At 65.9% G+C, this 21,422-nt stretch carries 21 protein-coding genes; 3 read left to right on the forward strand and 18 right to left on the reverse strand.

The genetic code is table 11. The annotated features are described in order from the left end of the window. The 3 genes from BLV94_RS45330 to BLV94_RS45340 form a co-directional block, all read right to left on the reverse strand. Window positions 1–1,641, reverse strand: a complete 1,641-nt coding sequence (locus tag BLV94_RS45330; protein ID WP_072943404.1) for an ABC transporter substrate-binding protein — start codon at window positions 1,639–1,641, stop codon at window positions 1–3. Between the two features lie 71 nt (window positions 1,642–1,712). After that, complete coding sequence (locus BLV94_RS45335; protein WP_083395878.1) at window positions 1,713–2,708, reverse strand: nitrilase-related carbon-nitrogen hydrolase; 996 nt, start codon at window positions 2,706–2,708, stop codon at window positions 1,713–1,715. Beyond that, a complete protein-coding gene (locus BLV94_RS45340) occupies window positions 2,705–3,778 on the reverse strand; it encodes an agmatine deiminase family protein (RefSeq protein WP_083395879.1) in 1,074 nt (357 codons plus the stop codon). Before BLV94_RS45340 ends, BLV94_RS45335 begins: the two co-directional genes overlap by 4 nt. 429 nt (window positions 3,779–4,207) lie before the next feature. Here BLV94_RS45340 and BLV94_RS45345 point away from each other — a divergent pair, with 429 nt between their 5' ends. Next, a complete protein-coding gene (locus tag BLV94_RS45345) occupies window positions 4,208–6,238 on the forward strand; it encodes a TerD family protein (protein WP_072943497.1) in 2,031 nt (676 codons plus the stop codon). Between the two features lie 32 nt (window positions 6,239–6,270). Here the strand turns inward: BLV94_RS45345 and BLV94_RS45350 are convergent, their stop codons facing one another. The 3 genes from BLV94_RS45350 to BLV94_RS45360 all read right to left on the reverse strand — a co-directional run bounded on the left by BLV94_RS45350 (window position 6,271) and on the right by BLV94_RS45360 (window position 8,256). After that, window positions 6,271–6,975, reverse strand: coding sequence for a hypothetical protein (locus tag BLV94_RS45350; RefSeq protein WP_072943405.1), 705 nt, complete (start codon window positions 6,973–6,975; stop codon window positions 6,271–6,273). 135 nt (window positions 6,976–7,110) lie between these two features. Beyond that, a complete protein-coding gene (locus tag BLV94_RS45355; protein ID WP_072943406.1) occupies window positions 7,111–7,542 on the reverse strand; it encodes a hypothetical protein in 432 nt (143 codons plus the stop codon). Window positions 7,543–7,659: 117 nt separating this feature from the next. Further along, window positions 7,660–8,256 carry an FHA domain-containing protein gene (locus BLV94_RS45360; protein WP_083395880.1) on the reverse strand — a complete coding sequence of 199 codons (597 nt, stop codon included), beginning with the start codon at window positions 8,254–8,256 and terminating at the stop codon, window positions 7,660–7,662. 328 nt (window positions 8,257–8,584) lie between these two features. Between BLV94_RS45360 and BLV94_RS45365 the strand changes: the two genes are divergently transcribed. Continuing rightward, window positions 8,585–9,817 carry a DUF6745 domain-containing protein gene (locus BLV94_RS45365; protein WP_072943407.1) on the forward strand — a complete coding sequence of 411 codons (1,233 nt, stop codon included), beginning with the start codon at window positions 8,585–8,587 and terminating at the stop codon, window positions 9,815–9,817. 33 nt (window positions 9,818–9,850) lie between these two features. Then, complete coding sequence (locus BLV94_RS45370; RefSeq protein WP_072943408.1) at window positions 9,851–10,306, forward strand: hypothetical protein; 456 nt, start codon at window positions 9,851–9,853, stop codon at window positions 10,304–10,306. A 212-nt stretch (window positions 10,307–10,518) separates the two neighbouring features. Here the strand turns inward: BLV94_RS45370 and BLV94_RS50100 are convergent, their stop codons facing one another. The 12 genes from BLV94_RS50100 to BLV94_RS45430 all read right to left on the reverse strand — a co-directional run bounded on the left by BLV94_RS50100 (window position 10,519) and on the right by BLV94_RS45430 (window position 21,414). Next, window positions 10,519–10,824 (reverse strand): NADPH-dependent FMN reductase, encoded by a 306-nt coding sequence (locus BLV94_RS50100; RefSeq protein WP_208613732.1) that lies wholly within the window; start codon window positions 10,822–10,824, stop codon window positions 10,519–10,521. Window positions 10,825–10,865: 41 nt separating this feature from the next. After that, window positions 10,866–12,074 (reverse strand): acyl-CoA dehydrogenase family protein, encoded by a 1,209-nt coding sequence (locus tag BLV94_RS45380; RefSeq protein ID WP_072943409.1) that lies wholly within the window; start codon window positions 12,072–12,074, stop codon window positions 10,866–10,868. Between the two features lie 26 nt (window positions 12,075–12,100). Next, window positions 12,101–12,628: a flavin reductase family protein gene (locus tag BLV94_RS45385; RefSeq protein WP_072943410.1), complete on the reverse strand. Its 528-nt coding sequence runs from the start codon at window positions 12,626–12,628 to the stop codon at window positions 12,101–12,103. Window positions 12,629–12,721: 93 nt separating this feature from the next. Then, a complete protein-coding gene (locus BLV94_RS45390) occupies window positions 12,722–13,537 on the reverse strand; it encodes an ABC transporter ATP-binding protein (protein WP_072943412.1) in 816 nt (271 codons plus the stop codon). Next, window positions 13,534–14,322 (reverse strand): ABC transporter permease, encoded by a 789-nt coding sequence (locus BLV94_RS45395; RefSeq protein WP_072943413.1) that lies wholly within the window; start codon window positions 14,320–14,322, stop codon window positions 13,534–13,536. The genes BLV94_RS45390 and BLV94_RS45395 overlap by 4 nt, the downstream gene beginning before the upstream one ends. Beyond that, the gene (locus BLV94_RS45400; protein WP_083395881.1) at window positions 14,319–15,146 is read right to left on the reverse strand and encodes an ABC transporter permease; all 828 of its coding nucleotides are present in this window, start codon (window positions 15,144–15,146) and stop codon (window positions 14,319–14,321) included. The genes BLV94_RS45395 and BLV94_RS45400 overlap by 4 nt, the downstream gene beginning before the upstream one ends. A 6-nt stretch (window positions 15,147–15,152) precedes the next feature. Then, window positions 15,153–16,115, reverse strand: a complete 963-nt coding sequence (locus BLV94_RS45405) for an ABC transporter substrate-binding protein (protein ID WP_072943415.1) — start codon at window positions 16,113–16,115, stop codon at window positions 15,153–15,155. A 155-nt stretch (window positions 16,116–16,270) separates the two neighbouring features. Next, window positions 16,271–16,975 (reverse strand): dienelactone hydrolase family protein, encoded by a 705-nt coding sequence (locus BLV94_RS45410; protein ID WP_072943417.1) that lies wholly within the window; start codon window positions 16,973–16,975, stop codon window positions 16,271–16,273. Continuing rightward, window positions 16,972–17,481 (reverse strand): nucleoside deaminase, encoded by a 510-nt coding sequence (locus tag BLV94_RS45415; RefSeq protein WP_072943419.1) that lies wholly within the window; start codon window positions 17,479–17,481, stop codon window positions 16,972–16,974. The genes BLV94_RS45410 and BLV94_RS45415 overlap by 4 nt, the downstream gene beginning before the upstream one ends. Next, a complete protein-coding gene (locus BLV94_RS45420; protein ID WP_072943420.1) occupies window positions 17,478–17,909 on the reverse strand; it encodes a nuclear transport factor 2 family protein in 432 nt (143 codons plus the stop codon). Before BLV94_RS45420 ends, BLV94_RS45415 begins: the two co-directional genes overlap by 4 nt. Before the next feature lie 141 nt (window positions 17,910–18,050). Continuing rightward, entirely contained in the window at window positions 18,051–20,453 is a 2,403-nt protein-coding gene (locus tag BLV94_RS45425; protein ID WP_072943422.1) for a LuxR C-terminal-related transcriptional regulator, read from the reverse strand. 34 nt (window positions 20,454–20,487) lie between these two features. Next, window positions 20,488–21,414 (reverse strand): VOC family protein, encoded by a 927-nt coding sequence (locus BLV94_RS45430; RefSeq protein ID WP_072943424.1) that lies wholly within the window; start codon window positions 21,412–21,414, stop codon window positions 20,488–20,490. Window positions 21,415–21,422 lie beyond the last annotated feature (8 nt).

A 21,422-nucleotide genomic window follows, 5' to 3' on the forward strand; every position in this document is an offset into this window, starting at 1 on the left:
TCAGCTCCCGCCGCCGAGTTGGGCCAGCCACGGGGCCTGCATGTAGGCGAACGACGACGGGGCGCCGGTCAGCCGCTTGTCCAGAACCAGGAACGACGCGGGGTGGGACATCGGGATCCAGGGCAGGTCCTGCATGACCAGTCGGTCGGCCTCGATCGTCGCCTCGGCCCGGCGTGCGGGGTCCGGTTCGGTGCGGGCCCGGGCCAGCACCGCAGACAGGTCGGGGTTGGCGTAACCCGAGTAGTTCTGGACGCCGTTCGGCTCTACGTAGGAGGCGATCAACGCCGCAGGATCCGCGTAGTCGCCGTACGTCGTCGAACTGAATGCGTCGACGGCGGCGCGCGCGTCCGGATCGGTGAAGAAGTTGATGTAGTTCTGAGGCGAGACGTTGTGCAGGCTCGCGTCGAGCCCGATCGCCTCGGCCGCCTCCAGCCACGCGTTCGCGGCGGTGTTCACGGTGGCGAGCCCGGTGGATGTGCCGATGACCAGTGGCTTACCGGCCGCGCCTGCCTCGTCGACGAGCTGTCTCGCCCTGGCCAGGTCTCGTGTCTGTTCGGGGGCGGCGTCCCAGGCCGCGGTGAACGTGTCCCTGGCGTATCCCCACGTTCCCGGGTTCGTCGACAGGCGCGGGCCGACCGCGTTGCCCTGATAAACGGCACCGTCGAAGCTCTGCCGATCGAACGCGAGCGACAACGCCTGTCGCACACGGCGGTCGCCGAGGACGCCGGTGAGATTGGCGGGGATGAAGAACTCGGTCTCGAACGACGGCCCGACGTGCACCGTGACGTTGCTCGTCCGCTGCAGCTGCGGCAGGGTGGAGGTGTCGGTGATCCACGTGCCGCTGATCTCGCCGGTCGCCAGACCCGTCGTCAGGGTCGCCGCGTCGGACACACCGCGGAACTCGATCTCGCGGGTCATCGGCTTCAGAGACGAGTCCCAGTAGTCGGGGTTCGCTTCGACCTTCAGCGTCTTCCCTGACGTCCACTCCGCCAACTGGTACGGGCCCGTGCACATGGCGCCGCCACCGGGTGTCCCGTAATCACGGCCCCGGGCGCGGGCGAACCGTTCCTGGACGACGACCCCCGGCATCGCCGCGAGCTCACCCGGCAGCCAGTAGTCCGGGCTGCTCAGCACGAGCGTGACGGTGTCGGGGCCGTCGGCGCTGATCGACGTGATCCGATCGAGGACGGTGCCGTAGAAGCCACCGACCTCGGGATCCTTGTTCCTCTGCAAGCTGAACACCACATCGGCGGGAGTGAGGGGTTGTCCGTCCCAGAAGCGCACGTCGGAGCGCAGTTTCAGTACCAGCGTGGTCGGTGACGTGTAGTGGTATTCACTCGCCAGTCCGGGCGTGATGGCGCCGTCCGGTTGTTGCCGCAGAAGCGACTCGCACATGGTCGATATGACCGTGTTCTCCGGATAGTCGAATGCGGTGGCCGGATCGACGGTGGTGGGGTCGCGGTACAGCGCCCACGTCGCGCTGTCGGTGTGACCGGTGGCAGCATCCGTGGTCGGGGGGAGACTGAGGAAGGTCGTGTTGTTTCCGGTTGCGGGGACCAGCTCCGGTCGACCCCCGCAACCCGCCAGGGCGACTACCGTGCACGCGGCGACCGCCACGATCCGTAACTTGTTGATGCGCATGTTCGATCCCTCGAAAGTGGTGAACCTGTCTTGTGTGCCGCGGAGCGAGCCGCGGGCACGGCAGTTGCCCGTCAGGGCGTGGTTGCGTGCGACTCGTCGACGAGATCGCGGTAGCTGGCGGGCCGGCGGGTGTCGAACAAGCCGAACGTGAGCCAGTCACGCCGCTGATCCAGATCGAGATCCGCGACGAGGACACTGTCGCGGTGACGGGGGGCCTGAACGATCGTGCGCCCATAGGGATCCGAGATGAACGACGATCCGTAGAAGGTGATCCCGTCCTCGTCGCCGATTCGATTGACGGCAACCATGAAGGTGGCGTTGGCCAGGCCGTTCCCCGAGATCATCTGATGCCACATCGGTTGGGTGTCGAAATCTTTCAGCTCGGGGTCGCTCCCGATCGCCGTGGGATAGACGAGGATCTCGGCGCCCCGCATCGAATACGCTCGCGCCAATTCGGGGAACCACTGGTCCCAGCAGGTGGGGAACCCGAATTGGCCACCCGCAGCCGGGATCACCGGAAATCCGCTGTCACCCGAGTCGAAGTAGCGATCCTCGTGGTAGCCGGGGAAGGCGGGAATGTGGAGTTTGCGGGTCCGCGCGAGCACCGCTCCGTCCGGGGCGACGAGGATCGCGGTGTTGAACCCGCGTCCGGTGTCACTGTGCTCATAGAGCGAGGCGTGGACGAAGATGTCGTGCCGGGCCGCGAGTTCCCGCACGAACGAGGTCGTGGGGCCGTCCGGGATCGACTCGCTGTGATTCGCGGCGTCGGTGTTGTCAGGGATGGTCGCGAAGTACGGGCTCAGGGTCAGCTCCTGCAGACATACGACCTGCGCACCCAAGTCGGCGGCCCGCCGTACCCCGCTCGCCAGGACGGCCCGATGTTCTTCGGGATCCGGGTGCCAGGAGGTCTGCACCGCGCCGACGCGGACCGGCATACTTGTCGACGGCCGGTCGCGGGCCGGCGAGGGCAGCACGGTCTCGACCGCAGTCACGACGACGAAGTCGCCGGCGTCCGCGACATTCTGACCGATCACCCCGGCAAGGGCGCCGCTGTCACGAGGGTTCATCGCGCCGTCTCCCGAGCGGAGTGGGCCGCGGGGATCTGCTGGGTGATGCAGTGCACGCCGCCGCCGCCGTACGCGACGATGTTGCCCGGCACACCGACCACCTCGCGGTCGGGAAACGCGAGGCGCAGCGTCGCCAGCGCCTGCTCGTCGAGGTCGTGCCCGGCGATCGGAACGACCACTCCGCCGTTGGCGACGTAGAAGTTGGCGTAGGCCACCATCGTCTCGGTGCCGTCCGGCAGCGTCTGTACCGGGAACTGGGGCAACTCGAGGATCTCGAGCTGCCGTCCTGCGGCATCCGTCGACTCGCGCAGGACCTGCAGGTTCGCGGCCATGCGTTCGAAATCGGGCAGCTCGGGATCTTCACACGTCTGAGCGATCACGACTCCCGGCCGCACATATGTGCACACGCCGTCGACGTGCCCGTCGGTGTGGGCGTCGTCGAAGTGACCGTAGGGGAGCCAGATCACTGTCGACACACCCAGACGCGTCTTCAATTCGTTCTCGATCTCCGCCCGCGACATCGACGGATTGCGGTTCTCGTTGAGCAGGCACTGCTCGGTCGTGATCAGGGTGCCTTCGCCGTCGATGGTGATCGATCCGCCTTCGAGGACCATGCCCGACGGGATGCGGTCGATCCCGAGGGCCGCGAGCACTCGCCGGCTGATGGTGGCGTCCTTGTCGTATGGCTGGAAACGCTCGCCCCACGAGTTGAAGCCGAAGTCGACGGCGGAACGTTGCCCCGTCCGGTCGAGTACGACCAACGGACCCGAATCCCGGATCCAGGAATCGTCGATCGCCAGTTCCACGACGTCCACCCGGCTGCTGCACGCGGCGCGGGCTTCGTCGGCCTGGCCGGGGTTGGCGATCATGAGGACGGGTTCGAATTCGCCGATCGCGTTCGCGGTCGCAGCGTATTCGGATTTTGCCTCTTCGAAGTACGGACCCCAGAGGCTTTCTCGGGTGGGCCATGCCATGAGGCACCGTTCGTGCGGCGCCCATTCGGCCGGCATCTGCCAGATCGTCGAGGTGGTACTTCCGGTGGTCTTCTGCAGTTGTGGCGTGTTGGTCATGGCGAAATCATCACACTGACTAAAAAATTAGTCAATGGTCATTTTCGTGGTGCGCTACGGCCTCCGGCGGCCTGCTCGTGAACCTCCGCCGGCGCGGTCACGGGGATAGCTGCACAGGGTGAGCCTCATCGGCGGGGCATGGTCGCGCGGCTGCGAATGCTGAAACCTGCTGGTGTTCGGCAGTCGTCGATCCGTGCTCATTTCGTCTGTTCGGCAGTGTCATTCACGCAGCCGACACAGAACCGGGGGGTGTTGTCGACCCGCTGGCGCCGTGAATGCCCGCGGCGACACGATGTTTGCCGGGTGGTGTCCGTGAGCGAAACGAACCGATTAGTATGCGCAGTTGATGCGACGGACGTCGGTTGTCGGCACAGGCCCTGTCCGGCGGCACAGGTCGTTGCGGTACCGGGTCGAACAAAGGTGGTTCTGGTGGAGTTTCCGATGCTGTCCAAGGGGCAGAACCTGTCCCTGCCCGCTGACGTGGAGCAGATCGACGTGGTGCTCGGGTGGACCGAGTCGGACGTCGAGGTCGACGCGTCGGCATTGCTGCTGAACGCGGACCGGAAGGTGCGCTCCGATGCCGATTTCGTGTTCTACAACCAGCCGGAGTCGACCGACGGATCGATTCGGTTCCTGGGCGCGAGCGGCACCGAGGAAGGGGCGCAGGCGAGGATCGCGATCGATCTGTCCGCCGTGCCGGACGATGTGCACACCGTTGCCCTCGGCGGCAGTGTCGCTGCCGGCGGGTTCGGTGACCTCGGCAAACTCGCCCTCCGGGTCGTCGACGGTGCCGGGCACACGTTGGCGGAGTACGTCACTGCCGATGCCACCACCGAGTCGGCATTCGTATTCGGCGAGGTGTACCGCCGCAATGGCGACTGGAAGGTTCGGGCGGTCGGGCAGGGCTGGGAGTCCGGGCTGGCGGGGTTGGCCACGGATTTCGGAGTCGACATCGACGACGACCAGGACCCCGAACTCACCGCGACCGCCGACACCCCATCCGACAGTGAGGAATCCGCCGTGGTGGCGCCGCCCGGCTCCACCGGCGACGCCCCGCAATTGGTGCCCGAACTGCCCACGACACCGGCCGCACAACGGAAAGCGACGACCCGGGGTGTCCGCACTGCCAAGCGGGCGGTGAAGAAGTCGAAGCCACTCGTGTTCGGCCTCGCCGAACAGGACACCTGGCAGCCGGCGCGGTTGTTCTCGGTCATCGGCGTCGGCGCGGGTGAGGAGCAGGAGCGGCGTGCCACGTCCGCACTGATCGCGACGATGCAGGCGGTGCGTCCGTTCGCACGCGCGGTGTGTGCCCGGGTGGGGGCTCCCGCGGGCACCTTCGAGGGGTACGTGGAGGTGGCGTACGAGCGGGGCGAGACGAAGGTGATTCCGGATGCCGTGTTGAAGGTCGCCCGCGGCAGCAGGGTGTGGACCGGTCTGCTCGAGGTCAAGACCGGCAGCGGCAAGCTGAAGAAGGAGCAGCTCGAGAACTATCTCGACGTAGCTCGGAAGAAGAAGTACGACGTCGTGGTCAGCTTGTCGAACGATGTCCCGGCCAGCGCGGGGGAGCTGCCGGTGGAGGTCGATCGGCGCAAGCTCGCCAAGGTCGCTCTACGGCATTTGTCGTGGGCGGAGGTGGCGCACGAGGCGCGGATGCTGCTGTCCCACGGCGGAATCGACGACGATCTGCAGGCGTGGGTCCTTGCCGAGTTCGTGCGGTACCTGGACCATCCGCGTTCCGGGGCGGTCGAGTTCGTCGACATGGGAAGGCACTGGGTCACGGTCCGCGACGCGGTCACCGCCGGCACCCTGCGCGCCGGCGACCAGAAAGCCGCCTCCGTGGCCGACACCTGGGTGTCCCTGTCCCGGCATCTCGCACTGCGACTGACGGCCGAGTTGGGGGTCACCGTCAAACACGTCCTGCCGCGCAGGCACAGCACCGATCCGGTGGCCCGCAATGCGGCGGTTGCCGAGCGGTTGTCGGCCGACGGCGTGTTCGAGGCGGTCCTGCGGATCCCGGAGACTGCGGGCGATCTGGTGGTGATCGCGGATGTGCGGACCAACAAGATCCGCTGCCGCACCACCGTAGACGCACCGAACGAGGGAGCCTCCGGTCGCCGGCTGTCGTGGCTGCTCAAGCAACTCAAGGATGTCCCCGGCGATGTGCAGGTGGAGGCGGTGTTTTCCGAGCGGGGAAACGAAGCATGCGAGCACATCGCGGCGGTGCGGGCCGATCCGAAAGTGCTCACCGCCGGCCGGTCCGGGGACATCGTGTCCTTCTGCCTCGAGCAGTCATTCCCGATGGGCGGTCGAAGGTCGGGAACGGCGGCGAGTTTCATCAGCAGCGTGACGTCCTCGGCGGACGCGTTCTACGGGACGGTGGTGCAGCAACTACGGGAATGGGTGCCGGCTGCACCCAAGCAGACCGAGCAGCCGAGGACTGCAGAACCCGAAGGCGAGTAGAACTCGGTTGACATGCGCGGCCGGCCGCGACCTCACAGCGTCGGCCGGTCCAGCGGCCGTGGGAGCGGTGCGAGTGCGCCCGCGTCCCGCAGCTGCTCGTACACGCTGACCACCGTGTCGATCTCGCCCGACGCTGCGATCTGCAGAAGCACGCCGCCGTCCGGAACGGCCCGACGGCTCGCCTCCAGGCACTCGGGTATCAGGACTGCGCGGGCCGAGCACAGGTAGCCGGACCGGCCGACCACAGGATCGCCGACGACGAATCCGGCGTCGTCCTCGAGGGCATCGAGAGTGTCGTCGTCGGTCACGTCGCCGAAGTCCGGTTCCCACGTCGACGCAAGCATCGTGAGCAGTTCAGACTCGGGGACGACGGCACCGTGGGGCGCGTCGACACTCATCACCATTGACTGCAACAGAAACTGCGGGGTACCTCCGGCCACGCCGGAGAGTTCGACCGCCCACCCGGCCTCACCGGTACAGAGCAACCGCAACCCGGTGCCCGTCAAATCCGACCACGCCTCCGCCTCCTGCGCGACGAGGAGAACGGCTGTCAGCTCATCCGGCGCACAAGCGGTATCCGGTCCCGACGCGTGCACCTGCCGCCAGTTGCCTTCCACCGGTGACGCGACTTCCGGCAGCAGCTGCGAGACCTGTTCCACAGTCTGCCGCCACCGCCCCGCCAGCGCTTCGACCGGCTCCGGCCGCGGCCCCCAGAAGGCCCGCACGACGCGTCGCATTCGAATGCGTCCTCCTTGTCCCGCGAGTATCGGGATCCGCCGAGATCGGCGAGCGTACCTGCGGGCACAGTCTATTCGCGCTCGTCCTATTGGCGCTCGTCGCCGTACGACCGAATGTCGAATGCGAGTGTCTACTCAACGAGCACCGGAATTAGTTGTTCCAGTTGGTCCTGCGGTGATAGCCGTGATTAGAGCATCCGCCCGCTTCACCTGGCGATGCATCCCGAACGCCGCGGCAAGTAACGTGGCGGCCAACCACACGAACACCCACGTCAGGAGGGAGTCACCCTCGTCGGCGAAGTTGGCGAGCGCGACGAATGACATGAGGACACCAGCGGCGAGCATCGCCCAGCTGCCGCGGGCGACCGACTGTCGGCTCTCGGCCACTCGCGTTCGCCATGACCAGATGTCTGCGTTCGGTGGCAGCGCGCCGTTGTCGATCGCCGTGGACACCTCACGTTTCGCGGCCAGCCGCGGACTGCGGCCGCTTCGAATCAGCCAGAGCGGCACGACATATGCGGCGACGGCGCCCACCACACCACCGAGAATCACGATGATCGGATCCATGCATTCCTCGCTTGATAGATTTTGTTGGCAACAACAGGATCCGCCGGACCTCCCGCGCATCGAAACGCATCCTAGGGTTGGGAATCGAGCCCCTTCGGCTTGGAACCGATCAGAACCCTAGTTGAGGATGCCGTTGTTGAGGGCGAGAGTGACGAGTCGGGAGCGTTTCTGATTCTGAGGGAGGTCCTCTATCTGGAATGTGCTGAAGAGGGCACGGAGATGGGTCTTGACGGTTTCGGTGCTCAGGTGCAGGGCGTCGGCAATCTGGCGGTTCGAGGCCGGGATGGGGTGGTCGGTGCCGTCGTGGAATGGCCGGCACAGTTCGGTGAGGACGGTGCGTTGCGCGGGTGTGAGAACGATGTCGGCGTCGACGGTGCCCCCGATGTGGGTGACGCCGCAGTCGGTGCCAGGCTCCCCATGGTAGGTGGGCATGCTCTCGCCGACTTGGATGACGTCTCCGGGGTGCAGTGTCTGGCGTCCTTGTAGGCGGGTGCCGTTGACGAAGGTGCCGTTGCGGGAGAGGCCGTCGTCGGTGATGGTCCAGTGGATGCCGATGCGTTCGATGGTCGCGTGCAGGCGTGAGATGTCGGGGTCGGTGGGCAGCGACAGGTCGGCGTACGAGGAGCGGCCGATGACGATCGGGGAGTGGTCCGGGACGAGAGTCATCTCGTCGGTACGCCCACGGTCGGTGTACGAGAGAACAGAGTCCGTCACTGGGAGTTCCCCTTTCGGAGTGCGCCCGCTGAGGTACTGTGTTGCCGGGCTCCGTCGGTCGGCGGGTCGCCGTAGTTGGTCGACGTCATGGTGTGCTTTCTGGCGGTCGGGGCGGGTGTTGTCGATTCCGGTTCCTCCATCGTGGCGCGCAGGGGCGGGTCGTGTTAGACCCCCTGGGGGTGGTGTCTGGCCACCCCTCTGGACCGAGTCGGCGAGGGATGCGGCCTTCGACAGATCGCGGGGGTCAGCCGGAGGTCTTGCGTTCGAGGCATTCGCGTGCCACGCTCATACGCATGACTATGGGAAAGGCGGACTCCGCCACAGTCGCGTGAGCGCCGCACCGTTTCGCTCGGCGACTCGACACCGAGCGACATTCACCGATAACACTGATCACTCCGCCGAATACATGTTCGGTGTCGAAGCTGCGCGTGACGCATGGCTCGCGCACGGGTTGTGTGCACGCCCATCCGATCGCACCACGGCGGAATCGGCTGTCGAAACATTTTATCGTCGAGCCGGATTCAGCCGGCCGGAGTTCGTCTGGGTGCCGTCACCTCCAGCGGGATCGGACCTGATCGCCGCCGAGGGGTTGGCGACGACGCTGTCGTTTGCCGGCGACGGAGTTCAGTGCGTCTCCGCCCGAATAGCAACCATGCTTTCGAAATCGCGCAGACGCATGGACGCATTGATCGCCCGAGGGCGATCCGACTGGCCGCACGAACGCCGGGCGATCGAGACCGCGCGAGCCCAGTCGCCCGACAACTCTGCCCGCGTCGGCATCAGCCCCAATGCAATCATTCGAGCCGCCGTGTGGGATTCGTTGCGCACGAGCCTTTTCGATGGGGCCGCGGCTGCGATACGGACACTGATGCCCGCCGTCGTCGGCGGCGTGAGCTGGTATGGACAGCAAGAGGCCCATCGGGTCGCGTACTACGACGCGTACCGTCGGTTTGGGCTCGCCAGGTTCCGCTCCGACGATGTCGAGCTACTCGACGTCCATACCGCCCTGACCGGCGCGACCGGGTGGTGGTGGGCGTTCGACAATGTGTGCGTCGTTGCCGAACGGCCCACCGCCCTGCATGCTGAGCCCATACCGGGCCGTGTTCACAACGAGCACCGGTTGCATCACCCGGATGAACCTGCGCTGGAATTCGAAGATGGTCGGGCGCTTTTCGTGCAGCACGGGACTGTCGTCCCCGACTGGGTCGTCCTCCAGCCGACGGTCGAACGTATCGCACGCGAACGTAATGTCGAGGTCCGCCGATGCGCGATCGAGCGCATCGGATGGGACACCTACATCGACGCGGCCGGACTCGCGCTGATCGACCGAGCCGACGATCCCGGCAATGTCGGTCACACGCTGCAGCTTTACGTGATATCGGACGGCTGGGGCCGCAGCGATCACATGCTGCTCGCCGTCAACGGTTCCCCCGAACGCGACGGCCGTCGGCGACGATACGGGATCTATGTGCCGACACGAATTTCGTCGGCGTTGGATGCCGCAGCCTGGACCTACGGCATCAATGGCGCCGACTACGCCCGGCTCGTTCGTCGAACCTGAAACCCGAAAACCCGAACTCCGAAGGTGATTCGCATGAATTCGATCATGACCTTGTCCGATCTCACGGCCCTCACGGGCCTCGATGTGTTCGACTATCTCGATCAGGAAGTATCCGTACCCGTCATCGACGGTATGCAGGCTCAGGGCGACCTCATCGTAGTCCCGTATTCGCTTGTCGCCGACGTCGTCACGCCCGGTCCATGGACGCGGTCGGAGAACGTCCCGCTGTCGGGAGTGGAGTTGCTGCGGAGCGCGGCGGGCGGAAACCCGCACAGCCTCGTCGCCGACGAAGGCATGTGCATATGGTCGACACCGGTGAACGACCCCCGGCGCCTCGCGCTCGGCATCCTCGACACCCGCGTTACCGCCTACCTCATCCACCCCGAGCACGGAGCCACCGGCATCGCCCCCGGTCGGTATGTCATCGGACGACAGCGGGAACGGGGCGTCGGGCGGTTCTTCGAGCGGTCGCACTTCGTCGTCGATTGACGTCCGGGATCCGTCCGATTCGGCTCTACGTGCCGCGCAGGGGACGCAGGGCCGTGCTCACCCGGACAAGCTCGTCGAACATTGCCTGGGCCGATGCGGACACGGCGGGGTCGGGACGAAGTTGCGCTTCTCGTCGAGGAACTGGGCGACGAACGGTATCGAGACCACCTCCGCCACCGGGGTCATCTTCACTGTCGTGACAACCTGCTTGATCATCTGTGCGGCGCTCGTGTCCCGGCTGAGATGCCGCCGCAGCTGACCAGGCCGACCGGCTCGTAGACGAACGCATCCGTCTCGGCGACCGTGGCGCTCCAGTCGATGGTGTGCTGATGCGTGTTCTGGCTCAGTCGTCGATGGTGGGGTTCGTCCATGAACGGCAGGTTCACCTCTCGGAGGTCGACGAGTTCGACCTCCGAGAATCCCCCGTGAACATCGGCATCCGATGCTACCCACTGTCCTACCTGCAAACCGCTTCTGCCTGGACGGGTGCTGGCGACGATGATGTCGAGCTTGGGCAACGCTGTTCCTCCTTCGAGTGACGGGTCCGAGGGTCGCGCGGTCACACCATCCGGCGGTTCTCGTCGGTCTGGAGGCCGAGGATGAATTCTGCGTGGCTTTCGAAACCGGCCTCACCCATCACCCCATGAGCGGAGATGGTGTTGAGGTCGCGGAGGAGTTTGGACAGGAGACTGTCGTCGAGGATCGCGGCGGCACCCGCATGTCGGAACGCGCGGGTGACCACTTCCACCGAGGTCTTCGCGGCGAGCGAGGCGGCGGTCTGCATCTGGTCGAGCAGTGGGAGCTGAACACGGTCTCCTGCGTCGATCACATCGTTGACCTGGTGGAGGGTATCGATGCAGAGGCTGCGCGCGGCGCGGACGCGGGCGTCGAGTTCGCCGAGTTCGCGTTGGAACCAGGTGAGTTCGGTCAGGGCAGGAGGCTGATGCAGGTTGATCCGCCCACCGCGCCGGATCTTCGGCGCGGCGCCGACAATTTCGTCCAGAGCCCGGCGGGCCGCGCCGAGGACCATGCCGGGGTGCATTTGCAACACGAAGGGCACCATGCCGAGGCGGGACAGCGGGGTGTCGGTGCGGCAGCCTTCACCCATCGGGTCGTAGATCATGTCGTCGGCGACGAAGACATGGTCGGCCTGGAAGCTGCTGCTGCCCGTGCCGCGCATGCCGAGTACTTGCCAGTCGTCGAGGATCTCTATCTCGCCACGCGGCAGGAGCGCGGCCCGGCGTACCGGTTTGCCGGCCTCATCGGCGATGAGGAACGTCGCGGTGACGTAGTCAGCGTGGTAGAGACCGCTGACGAAGTCCCACCGGCCGCTGACCACGTAGCCGCCGTCCACCCTTTGCGCGCTGCCGGGCTTGAGGGACGCCGCCTTGAGGGCGATGCCGCCGGCGAAGATCCTGCGGGCTGTGTCCTCGCTGACCACGGTGGCGAGCTCGCCGGCACCTTCGAGAAGAATCGTGGCTGTCCAGGCGGTGGCGGGGTCGATGTGCCCAATCTTTTCGATTACCTCGAACGCGGTGACGGCATCGACGACGTTGCCGCCGAGATCGTCGGGAGTCATGATTCCGAGCACGCGCGACTGCCGCAGTGCTGCGATGGAGCGGTCACTGAGGCGCCGACCCGATTCGGATTCGATTGCGCCGATCGCGAGTTCGTCACGGATGGAATCGACCGCGGCGAGGGCCGCGGCGCGCCGATCGGTGCGGGCGAGCGGCCACGAGGTCAGCGGGGCAGTGGTGGTGGAGGTCATCGGTCGGTTCCTTTGCGGTTGGGGAGTCACGGACGGGCCGAGGCGGGCAGCGGAGTATGGATCCCGAATCGGCGTTTGCTGTAGGAGAGGGTGCGGGCGGGCCGGTTTTCGACCGTTCTGACCTGCCCGAGAATGATGACGTGGTCGCCGCCGCCGACGATCCGGGCGACGTCGCATCCGAGCCAGCCGGGGGCGTCGATCAAGCGGGGCAGGCCGCTGTCCATCCGCCAGGGTGCGTCGGCGAATCGATCGATGCCGCTGGTAGCAAAGATGCGGGCGAGTTCCTCATCGTGCTCGCCGAGGATGTTCACGCCCAGTCGGCCGGTGGCGGTGACAGCGGTCAGCACCCGCGAGCGGCGGTCGAGGGCGACGGTGATCATGGGCGGGGTCAGCGACAGCGAGCCGAAGGCGCTGACAGTGGCACCCACGGGCGTGTCCTCGGTCATGGCGGTGATCACCGTGACCGGGGCGCACAGGGATGCCATCGTGTCTTTGAATTCGTCGGCGATCGAGGTGGTGTCGGTCCGGTCGGGGGTGTCTGTGCTGATCGACATTCGTGCCCTCACTTCAGGTCAGTGGTGGGAGGTGTTCTTGCTCGATACTGCTCGGGTCGGCAACGTCGGTTCATCCCCGGAACTCGGGATTTTTCAGCGCCGGATCAGTCCGAGGACATGTGCGCGTAGCTCGGCGAAGGCCGGCTCGAGTTTGGTGTGCAGTTGATCCCGGGGGCCGGGTAGGGGGACCTGGATGATCTCGGTGACCGACGTCGGAGCGCCGGAGAGGACGATGACGCGGTCGGCCAGGTACACCGCTTCGTCGATGTCATGGGTGACGAGAACGACGGTCATCCCCAGTTCCTCACGCAGTCTGAGCATCAGGTCCTCGAGATCTGCTCGGGTCTGCGCGTCGACCGATGCGAAGGGCTCGTCCATCAGCAGCACTTCGGGCCGGCACGCGACTGCGCGGGCGATGGCGGCGCGTTGCTGCATCCCGCCCGACATCTGCCAGGGATAGAGGTTCGTCGCGTGTGCAAGGCCCACCGCCTGCAGCGCCTGCTCGGCGATGCGGTGGCGTTCTGTTCGTTTCAGGCCCGAACGGCGGAGCGGGAGCATGACATTGCCCAGCACACTCATCCAGGGGAGCAGGGACCGTGAGTAGTCCTGGAAGACGAGGGCCAGGCCCTTCGGGGGAGCGGTGACATTCTCTCCCTCGAGTGCGACCTCACCGGCGTCCGGTGAGAGCAGTCCGGCGAGGCACCGCAACAGGGTGGTCTTGCCTGCCCCCGAGGGGCCGACCACGGTGACGAATTCCCCTTGATGGACCGTGAACGTGACGTCGGCCAGGATGTGCCGGGAGGCGCTCCCGTGACCATAGGATTTTGCCACGGCCCGCACATCAAGAGTGAGACGAGCGGGCACATCCGGGTCGGTGGCTGCGGCCGGTGTAGTGGTGGATGTGGTCATGATGCAGAACCTCCTTGCCCAGCTTTCCTGAGCCCGTAGTACCAGCGGAGTAGATACCGTTCGATGACGCGGAACACGACGTTGCTCGTGTAACCGAGAATTCCCAGAAGTAACAATGCCGACCACATCTCCGGAATCGCGAAGGTGCGTTCGGCCTGCAGTTGCACGTATCCGATTCCGTGCGTGGACGCGACGTATTCGCTGGCGATGATCAACACCACGCCGAGCGCGACGCTGATCCGCGCTCCGGCCAGAATCTGCGGGCTTGCCCCCGGCAGGACGACCCGCAGCAACCGATGGTGGACCGGAATGTGATAGCTGCGCATCATGTCTCGTACGAGCGGGTCCAGGGAGCGGACACCGTCGATCGTGCCGAGCAGGATAGGCCAGATCGTCCCGTAGGCGATAACCGCGATCTTCATCTCGTCCCCGACACCCATCAGCACGAGGCCGACGGGAACGAGCACGATCCCAGGTACCGAGCGCATGAACTCGAACACCGGGTGAGCGGCATCGTAGAGACCCTCGCGCAGCGCCAGCACCAACCCGGCACCGATTCCGATCACTGTCGCAATCACCAGACCGGCGAGGAAGTTCCGCACGCTGGGAACGGCATCCGATCCGATCCGGTCGAACAACCACATCTGCTGGAAGGTATGCGCCACCTGCTGAAGTGGAGGGAAATAGAAACTCTCCCTGCGTGTTGTCGCCACCCACACCACGGCGACGGCCACGATGGGCAGCCACAGTTCGACGGCTGCCGCTCGTGCTGTTCTCCGTATCATTTCACTGTCTCTCTGTTGGCGGGCGACCACGGAATCACCCGGCGTTCGAGGTGGAGGAAGACCACGTTGAGGGCAACACCGAGCAGTCCCGCGACCATCAGCCAGGCGAACATCACGTCCACACCACCGGCCTGCTGCGCTATGCCCAGTGACTTGCCCAGTCCCGGAGCCGAGCCGAGGTACTCGGCCGCCGTCGTCAGCATCAGCGCGATGGCGGCCGAAGTGCGTAATCCGGTGACCACGAAGGGGAGCGCGGACGGCAGGACCAGTTGCGTCATGCGATCGAACCGCGAGAGTCGTAACGACCGCACGGTGTCGGCGGCGACAGGGTCGACGTTATGCACACCGTCGACGGTGGACGTCAGTAGCGGCCAGCACGCCCCGAACACGACCAGGAGCACCTTCATCTCCATCGTCGAGCCGAGGATCAGCAGCAGAACGGGGGTGAGTGCGACCGCGGGAATGGTGCGCAGGAAGTCGATCATCAGGCGTGTGCTGCGGGTGAGGAACCCGGATGTTCCGATCAGCAGTCCGACGGGGACGGCGAGGACGACGCACAGGGCGAGGCCCGCAACCCAGCCCACCGCGGTCTGGCCCAGCGTCATCCAGAATTCCGGCGTGGTCGTCATCGACGCGAGAGCCGACAGTGATTGTGTGGCAGTCGGTATCGAACTCGAGGGCAACAGCCCGGACTGCACCGCCAGTTGCCAGCCAGCCAGGGCTGCGACGACGACCACTGCCCGCGTGGCCAGGCGTCGCTGGGGGAGTGGAAACCAGGGTGAGGTTGCGGCCGGGGGCCGAGGCGTGCGCGTGAGCGTGGTCATGATCGATCAGCTCATCAACTCGTCGACATCGACGTCTCCTGAGACGAACTGATACTGCTCCATCAGCCCGGTCCACAGCGTCAGTGCGGCGCGAGGGTCGCCGGCGTCGAAGACAGGGAGCCGCATTGCCGGAATCAGTTCAGCGGGAACCGGGCTGATCGTCGGCAGCACTGCCCGCACCTCGTCCGGATGCGCGGCGGCGTATTCGATGCCCCGGTTCAGTGCCCGGACGAAGCCCTGCACTACCTCCGGATTTTCCTGTTCGAACTTCTGCGAGGTGGCGACGGTCAGCTGCATGCCACCCGGTACCGCCTCTGCGCCCGGCGACATCAAGCGGGTGGCACCCTGGGCGAGCGCGGCGGTATCGAACGGTGAGATCGTGCTGATGGCGTCGACATGGCCTTTGGCGAGGGCGTCGGTCATGTCCGACAACGGCATTTCCAGGAATTTCACCTGGTCGCTGTCCGCCCCGGCCTTGTCGAGCGCGGCACGGAGAGACAGTTCGCCACTGCCTTTCAGTGCCCCGACCGCGACGGTTCTTCCGGTCAGGTCCGCGGGTGTCTTGACGGCACTGTTCTCCGCGACGAGCACGACTCCGGTGTCCTCAGCGGGGAGATCGGTGCTCTTGGTGACGCCCCCGACGATCCGCAGCGGGAGCCCCTTGTCGAACGCCTGGATGACGATCGCTGTCTCTCCGAGAGCGAACTGGTCGGAGGCGTTGACCAAGTTCGTGATCATGGCACCGGCATTGGTGAAGTCTGCGGTCGCGTTGATCCCTTCCTCGCGGAAGAATCCCTTGTCGACCGCAAACGTGAAGGGAACGGAGTCGACGATGGGTAGCTGACCCACCGTGACGTCGAGAAGGCCATCGGTTCGGGACTCTGTGTCCGAGGAACTACAACTTGCCGTCGATACCAGGGCAAGTGTGACCAGGCCGGCGATGACGGCGTGTCGGGGCAGTATGTGCATCGGTCGTTTCCTTCTCCGAGAATGAGGTCGGGGACCTGAAGGGACTCGCGGTTCGCGCGATCTTTCGAGACTGGCGGTGTGGCGAAAGTCTCGTTGTACTGAGCCTGGCGGGTTCGAGTTGTGGCCGCAATGACGAGAACTCGGGATGTGTCAGGTCAGTCCAGCCACCGCTGCAGATGCAGCAGGGTGCGCTCGAACGCGAGATCGGTTGCTTCGGAATCGAACGTGTCGCGTCCGAAGGTGGCGAACGCGTGGTTCGCACCGGGGTACCGGTAGAACTCCGCCTCCGGGTTCCCGGCGAACGCCTCCGCGATGGCGGTTCGTGCCTCGGGCGGGCAATAGTGATCATTTTCGGCGAAGTGGAACAGGACGGGGACATCGATCTGTTCGGCCACCTCGAGGCGGTCCTGCACTCCGACGCCGTAGTAGCTCACCGCAGTATCGACGTCGGTACTCGCGGCGGCCAGGATAGCCAGACCGCCGCCGAGGCAGTAGCCGAGCGCACCGACCCGCCCATTGCCCCAGTCGCTTCGGCGAAGCCACTGGACTGCCGCGGAAATGTCGAGGCCGGCGGTGGACAGGTCCAGGTTGTCCCGCAGCTCGATCGCGTGAGTGAAGTCCTCCCCGGTGTAGTCGAGTTCGACATCAGCCTCCTGGCGGGCGAACAAGTCGGGGACGAGCGCCTGAAACCCCTGCGCCGCAAAGATCTCAGCCATGGTCCGCATGTAACGGTTGATACCGAAGATTTCGTGCAGCAGAACGATTCCACCGCGATGGTGACGTGTTTCGGGTCCCGCGGAGTAGGCCCGGACTGTGTGGCCGTCCCCGGCAGTGAGGCGAACCGTCGAGGTGAGGATCATCGTGCCTGCCCCGTCCAGTAGTCGACGTGGGGTTCGAGGGCGGCCTGTCCCATCGGATGATGCCGGATCTCCGGACGACCATCGCCACCTGCGAGCACCTCCGCCATGGGGGTAGGGATCGTGCGGACTTGGTCCGATGCCCCCGGAAATGACGCCAGATCCTTGGCTGCGAGTGCGTACACCACGCGTCCTATGCCGCTCAGATAGATCGCGCCGGCGCACATCGGGCACGGTTCCGCGCTGCTGTACAGCGTGGTCGAGGCAAGAGTCGAAGCCCACCTCGACGCCGACGCCGCGCGCACGACATTGGTCTCGGCGTGCGCAGTGACGTCGCGGTCGGTGACGGCGGTGTTCGTTGCCGTCAGCACAACGATCCCTGCGGCATCGACGAGAAGGGAACCAAATGGCCGGTTGCCGTCGGCGCGCGCCGTTCTCGCCAGATCCAACGTGTGCAGCAGGTGCGTTCGATCGGTGGCCTCGCCGACCGTGCTGCCGGCCGGATTCACACCGACCTCGTGAAGATCGGAACCGAGCGCCGCTCACGGAAACGCCACACATGGTCGGCGCCCCGAACGTAGATGTCCCGGTATTCCGCCACCGACTGTGCGATGGGTTCACCAGCCTCGAGTCCGTCGTGCATGTACAAGGTGACGAGCACCGTGCCCTCGATCGACGAGGTGGAGAGACGAACGAGGCGATGGTTGCTGAGCACGCTTCGGGACGTGCGAGCCATTGCTGTGCGTCCGTCGGCGAACGCCTGCAGTGCGGCAGTGCCGGCCGTGACCGCCTGACCGGTGACGAACCTTCCGTCTGTCTCGAACAGTTCCGCGAACCCGGCCGGCTCCGCATGGTCGAGCTTCCAGGTGAATTCGACGACGAGGTCGTGTATCGCCGATCGCGTGGGGGTGTCGATGTCGCCGCGGATTGCGTGCACCAGTCGCTCCTTCAGTCGAAGTTGTCGTATCGCTCGTAAGCCTTCTCCGACAACACCGGTCGGCGCATCACAAGTTCTCGTCAACTCCGGCTCTGAACCGCACCCCGTGCGCAACCGACCGCACTCGAGTCGTGGCGGGCGTCAGTCGTCCATCAGCCCGGATCTGATGGCATACGCGGTTGCATCCGCTCGCCCGGAGGCCCCGATCTTGCGATACAGGTTGCTGATGTGCCTGCCGACGGTCTCGATGCTGATGACGAGTTCGGTGGCGATCGCCCGGCTGGTCGAACCGGCCGCGATCAACCGGAGCACCTGCACCTCGCGGGCGGTCAGACCGTCGGGATAGCGATCCTGTCGACTACGCCGGGCGCTGCGGGCGGCCACGAGCTGCGGTGCGTAGGCCAGGACGTCACCGACTGTCATTCGGAAGCCTTCTGCGTGCAGCACCGAGAGATTGGACGGCGGTCCGGTGAGGATTCCGGTCAAATCTATCGCTCTGGCGGGGAATTCGATCCAGTCATGCAGATTCAATGTCGAGCGGACAGACATGGCCAGACCTACCAGCCGGGCGGCATAGTCGCTGTCGCCGAGATCGTGGAGGCACACGGCAAGACCTTCCAGACACCAGATGAAACGTGGTCTCGCACCGATCGCGGCCGCCAGAGCGAGGCTCTCGAGGTAATGGGTGGCAGCCGCGACGACGGTGCCACGGCCCAGTTCGATCTCGGCGATGAGGTTGAGGAAGACCGAACTGTTCCAGGCATCACCGGCGTCCTGGGCCAGACGTAGTCCCTCTGCGAGCAGCGCTGTCGCCTGAGTGTCGTGGCCGTCCTCATGGAGAATGCGGCCGAGTTGTTGCAGTGGCACGTTGGTGTACGAGCTGTCTCCGACACCGCGAAACCCTTCGACGGCACGGTCCAGGGTGCTGCGGGCAAGCTCGCGGTGGTGGCCGGTCGCGGCGGCCGAGGCGCCGAAGAGGCTGCGGGCGCGGGCTGCCCACCACTGGTCGTCCGCGTCGTCGAGGCTGGCGATGGCCTCCTCGAAGAGCGGGCGGGCGGCGTCGAATCCGTGTACTTCGAATCGGGCGGCGGCAAGGTCGACGAGAGTGCGGGCTCGCGTGGTCGGTTCACCCAATTCCTGCCAAAGACGTGCACATTCGTCCAGTTCGGCGAGCGCATGCGCATATGACGACGCGGCACCGGTGAGAACTGCCCGGGCCTCGCGGGCGCGCACGGCCGGCACGGACCGCCTGTCTCCCGTGAGCCGAAGACTGTCGGTGAGCCAGTGCAAGCCCTCCTGCAGGAGACCTCTCGCGAGCCAGTAGCTGCGCATTCCTGCGGCAAGGTCGACTGCGCGTTCGTCGCCCAATTCGAGGTAGAACCGTAGTGACGACCTGATGTCGCCGAGGTCACCGTCGGTGCGTGTGAGCCAGTCGTCGGCGGCAGGCCCCACGAGGTCCGCGCCGTCGAGCACTCTGTGCAGAAAGTACTGTGCGTGGGCAGTTCTGGCGGTCGCGGGCTGTGGTTCCGACCGCAGTAGTAGCCGGCCGTAGTCGCGCGTGGTCTGCGCCATCGCGAAGGCGGGTCTGCGACGGTCCGGCCGATCGGGCACCGGAGTGAGCAGGCTGAGGCGCACGAATTCGTCGAGGTGATCCACCACCGCGTGCGGAGAACAGACTTCGGCAGGTCCATGCAGTTCGCCCACCGAATCGGCGAGAATCGCTGACAGTGCTCGAGGTTCGATGACGCCGTCGAAAACCGCAAGGACCTTGTACAAGGCGGCATCGACCGGCTCGAGCAGCGACACGGTGTCCGCCACGGTGCGGGTCAAGGTGCGGTGACGGTCGGGAAGATCAGCGGGTCCACGCATGTTCGGCGACCAACCGTCTTCGATCCGCGCCGCCAAGGCGTCCAGCGTCAACGTGCTCAGTTGATGGGCGGCGATCACGAGGGCGAGGGGAAGCCCGCCGAGTTGCCGGCAAATCGAGGCGACCGTGTGGGCCTGGGCCCCGAGGTCTCGTTCGAAGGCAACCCGGCGGGCGTGATCGAGGAAGAGTTTCAGCGCTGGACTGGTCGACGCGTCGATGTTGGGGGCACCGTCTGCGTCCGGACAGGGGAGGGGGCGCAGTACATATCGGTATTCGTGTGACAGATCGGTCGCGGCCCTGCTCGTTGCGAGGAGCCGGACGTGCGGGTGGGCAGTCAGGAGCGCGCCGAGGGCGCGCACCTCGGAGCGGATCCGTTCGAGACTGTCGACCACGACGACGTGTGGTTTCTCCGATTCGGGCGGCGTCGCCATGGTGTTGCCGATCTGGGTCACCGCGTCTGTCGCGGACTCGCATCCCGACAGATCTACCGGCGTGACGTCGGTGCCCGATGTCACCAGTTCCCTCGTCACTGCGGCGACGACCGCGGTCTTCCCCACACCTCCGGTGCCGACCACGGTCAGCATCCTGACCGCGGGGTCGCGGAGAAGTGTGAGGATCGAGGCAACGTCGTCGTCCCGGCCGACGAGCGCGCGTGGTGGCAATGTGTCCGAGTCCATGGCAGAACCCTCTCGATGTCGACGAAGCCCGCAGTCACCCCTTCGCGGAATGCGCTCCGGTCATGAGGGCCGCGAGGTCGTCGGGTTCGAGGAACGACGGCGGGGGCGGCGGTCCCCAGGCGTAGAGGCCCTGAAGTCCGTGCAGCACCTCCGGGGACCAGAGTTCGTCTTCGGGGACGGTGTCCATGTCGGAGTAGTACTCGGAGAAGTTCCCGGCGGGGTCCTTGAGGTACCAGAAGAAGTTCGCGCCGGCGTGGTGGCGGCCGAGTCCCCAGATGTGGCGTTCGGGGTTGTTCTCGAGCATGGTGTGGGCGCCGCGGCCGACCTCGTCGATGTCGTCGACCTGCCAGCTGGTGTGGTGCATGAAGTTCACCGGTGCGGCCATGACGAGGACGTTGTGGTGCTCGACGGAGCAGCGCAGGAACGCGGCCTTGTCGCCCATGTAGTCGCTGACCTTGAATCCGAGGCCGTCGGTGAAGAACTTCATGGTGGTCTCGAGGTCGGTGGATCCGATTACCGCGTGGCCGAGTTTGCGGGGGCGTACCGGGTCGGTGCGGGTGAGGAACGGGGCGCGTCCCCACCGGTCGATCCGGCCCGGGCCGTTGTACGGCGTCGGCGACACCGCGGGCTCGATGACGATCCGGGGCCGGACCTGTACCCGCACCAGGGTGCCGGTGATCGGTTCGACGGCGCTGACGGAGGTGCTGTCGTGCTGGATCGCGGTACCGAGCCTGGTCAGCCGTGCTGTGGTGGCGGTGATGTCGTCGGGGTCGTCGGCGGCGACGGTCAGCTCGACCAGTCGCCGGGTGGGTGCGTGCACGATGTGGAGTTGTTCGCCGCCGTTGCGGGTGGCGAACACCCCGTGTCCGTGGTGTTCGAGTCCGAAGTCGGTGTAGTAGGCGATGGTGTCGTCGACGTTGGGGACGCCGATGGTGACCTTGCCCAGTCCGTGTAGTGCCATGACGTGGT

It is taken from the genome of Rhodococcus koreensis (genome assembly GCF_900105905.1).
Taxonomy (GTDB): Bacteria; Actinomycetota; Actinomycetes; order Mycobacteriales; family Mycobacteriaceae; genus Rhodococcus_F; species Rhodococcus_F koreensis.

What these genes read in the sequence shown, in the direction of transcription:
- BLV94_RS45350 (WP_072943405.1), bottom strand. Translation starts at nt 6,975, where the DNA reads ATGCGACGCGTCGTGCGGGCCTTCTGGGGGCCGCGGCCGGAGCCGGTC.
- BLV94_RS45340 (WP_083395879.1), bottom strand. Translation starts at nt 3,778, where the DNA reads ATGACCAACACGCCACAACTGCAGAAGACCACCGGAAGTACCACCTCG.
- BLV94_RS45425 (WP_072943422.1), bottom strand. Translation starts at nt 20,453, where the DNA reads ATGGACTCGGACACATTGCCACCACGCGCGCTCGTCGGCCGGGACGAC.
- BLV94_RS45410 (WP_072943417.1), bottom strand. Translation starts at nt 16,975, where the DNA reads ATGATCCTCACCTCGACGGTTCGCCTCACTGCCGGGGACGGCCACACA.
- BLV94_RS45430 (WP_072943424.1), bottom strand. Translation starts at nt 21,414, where the DNA reads ATGGCACTACACGGACTGGGCAAGGTCACCATCGGCGTCCCCAACGTC.
- BLV94_RS45390 (WP_072943412.1), bottom strand. Translation starts at nt 13,537, where the DNA reads ATGACCACATCCACCACTACACCGGCCGCAGCCACCGACCCGGATGTG.
- BLV94_RS45385 (WP_072943410.1), bottom strand. Translation starts at nt 12,628, where the DNA reads ATGTCGATCAGCACAGACACCCCCGACCGGACCGACACCACCTCGATC.
- BLV94_RS45335 (WP_083395878.1), bottom strand. Translation starts at nt 2,708, where the DNA reads ATGAACCCTCGTGACAGCGGCGCCCTTGCCGGGGTGATCGGTCAGAAT.
- BLV94_RS45330 (WP_072943404.1), bottom strand. Translation starts at nt 1,641, where the DNA reads ATGCGCATCAACAAGTTACGGATCGTGGCGGTCGCCGCGTGCACGGTA.
- BLV94_RS45355 (WP_072943406.1), bottom strand. Translation starts at nt 7,542, where the DNA reads ATGGATCCGATCATCGTGATTCTCGGTGGTGTGGTGGGCGCCGTCGCC.
- BLV94_RS45405 (WP_072943415.1), bottom strand. Translation starts at nt 16,115, where the DNA reads ATGCACATACTGCCCCGACACGCCGTCATCGCCGGCCTGGTCACACTT.
- BLV94_RS45370 (WP_072943408.1), top strand. Translation starts at nt 9,851, where the DNA reads ATGAATTCGATCATGACCTTGTCCGATCTCACGGCCCTCACGGGCCTC.
- BLV94_RS45400 (WP_083395881.1), bottom strand. Translation starts at nt 15,146, where the DNA reads ATGACCACGCTCACGCGCACGCCTCGGCCCCCGGCCGCAACCTCACCC.
- BLV94_RS45380 (WP_072943409.1), bottom strand. Translation starts at nt 12,074, where the DNA reads ATGACCTCCACCACCACTGCCCCGCTGACCTCGTGGCCGCTCGCCCGC.
- BLV94_RS45395 (WP_072943413.1), bottom strand. Translation starts at nt 14,322, where the DNA reads ATGATACGGAGAACAGCACGAGCGGCAGCCGTCGAACTGTGGCTGCCC.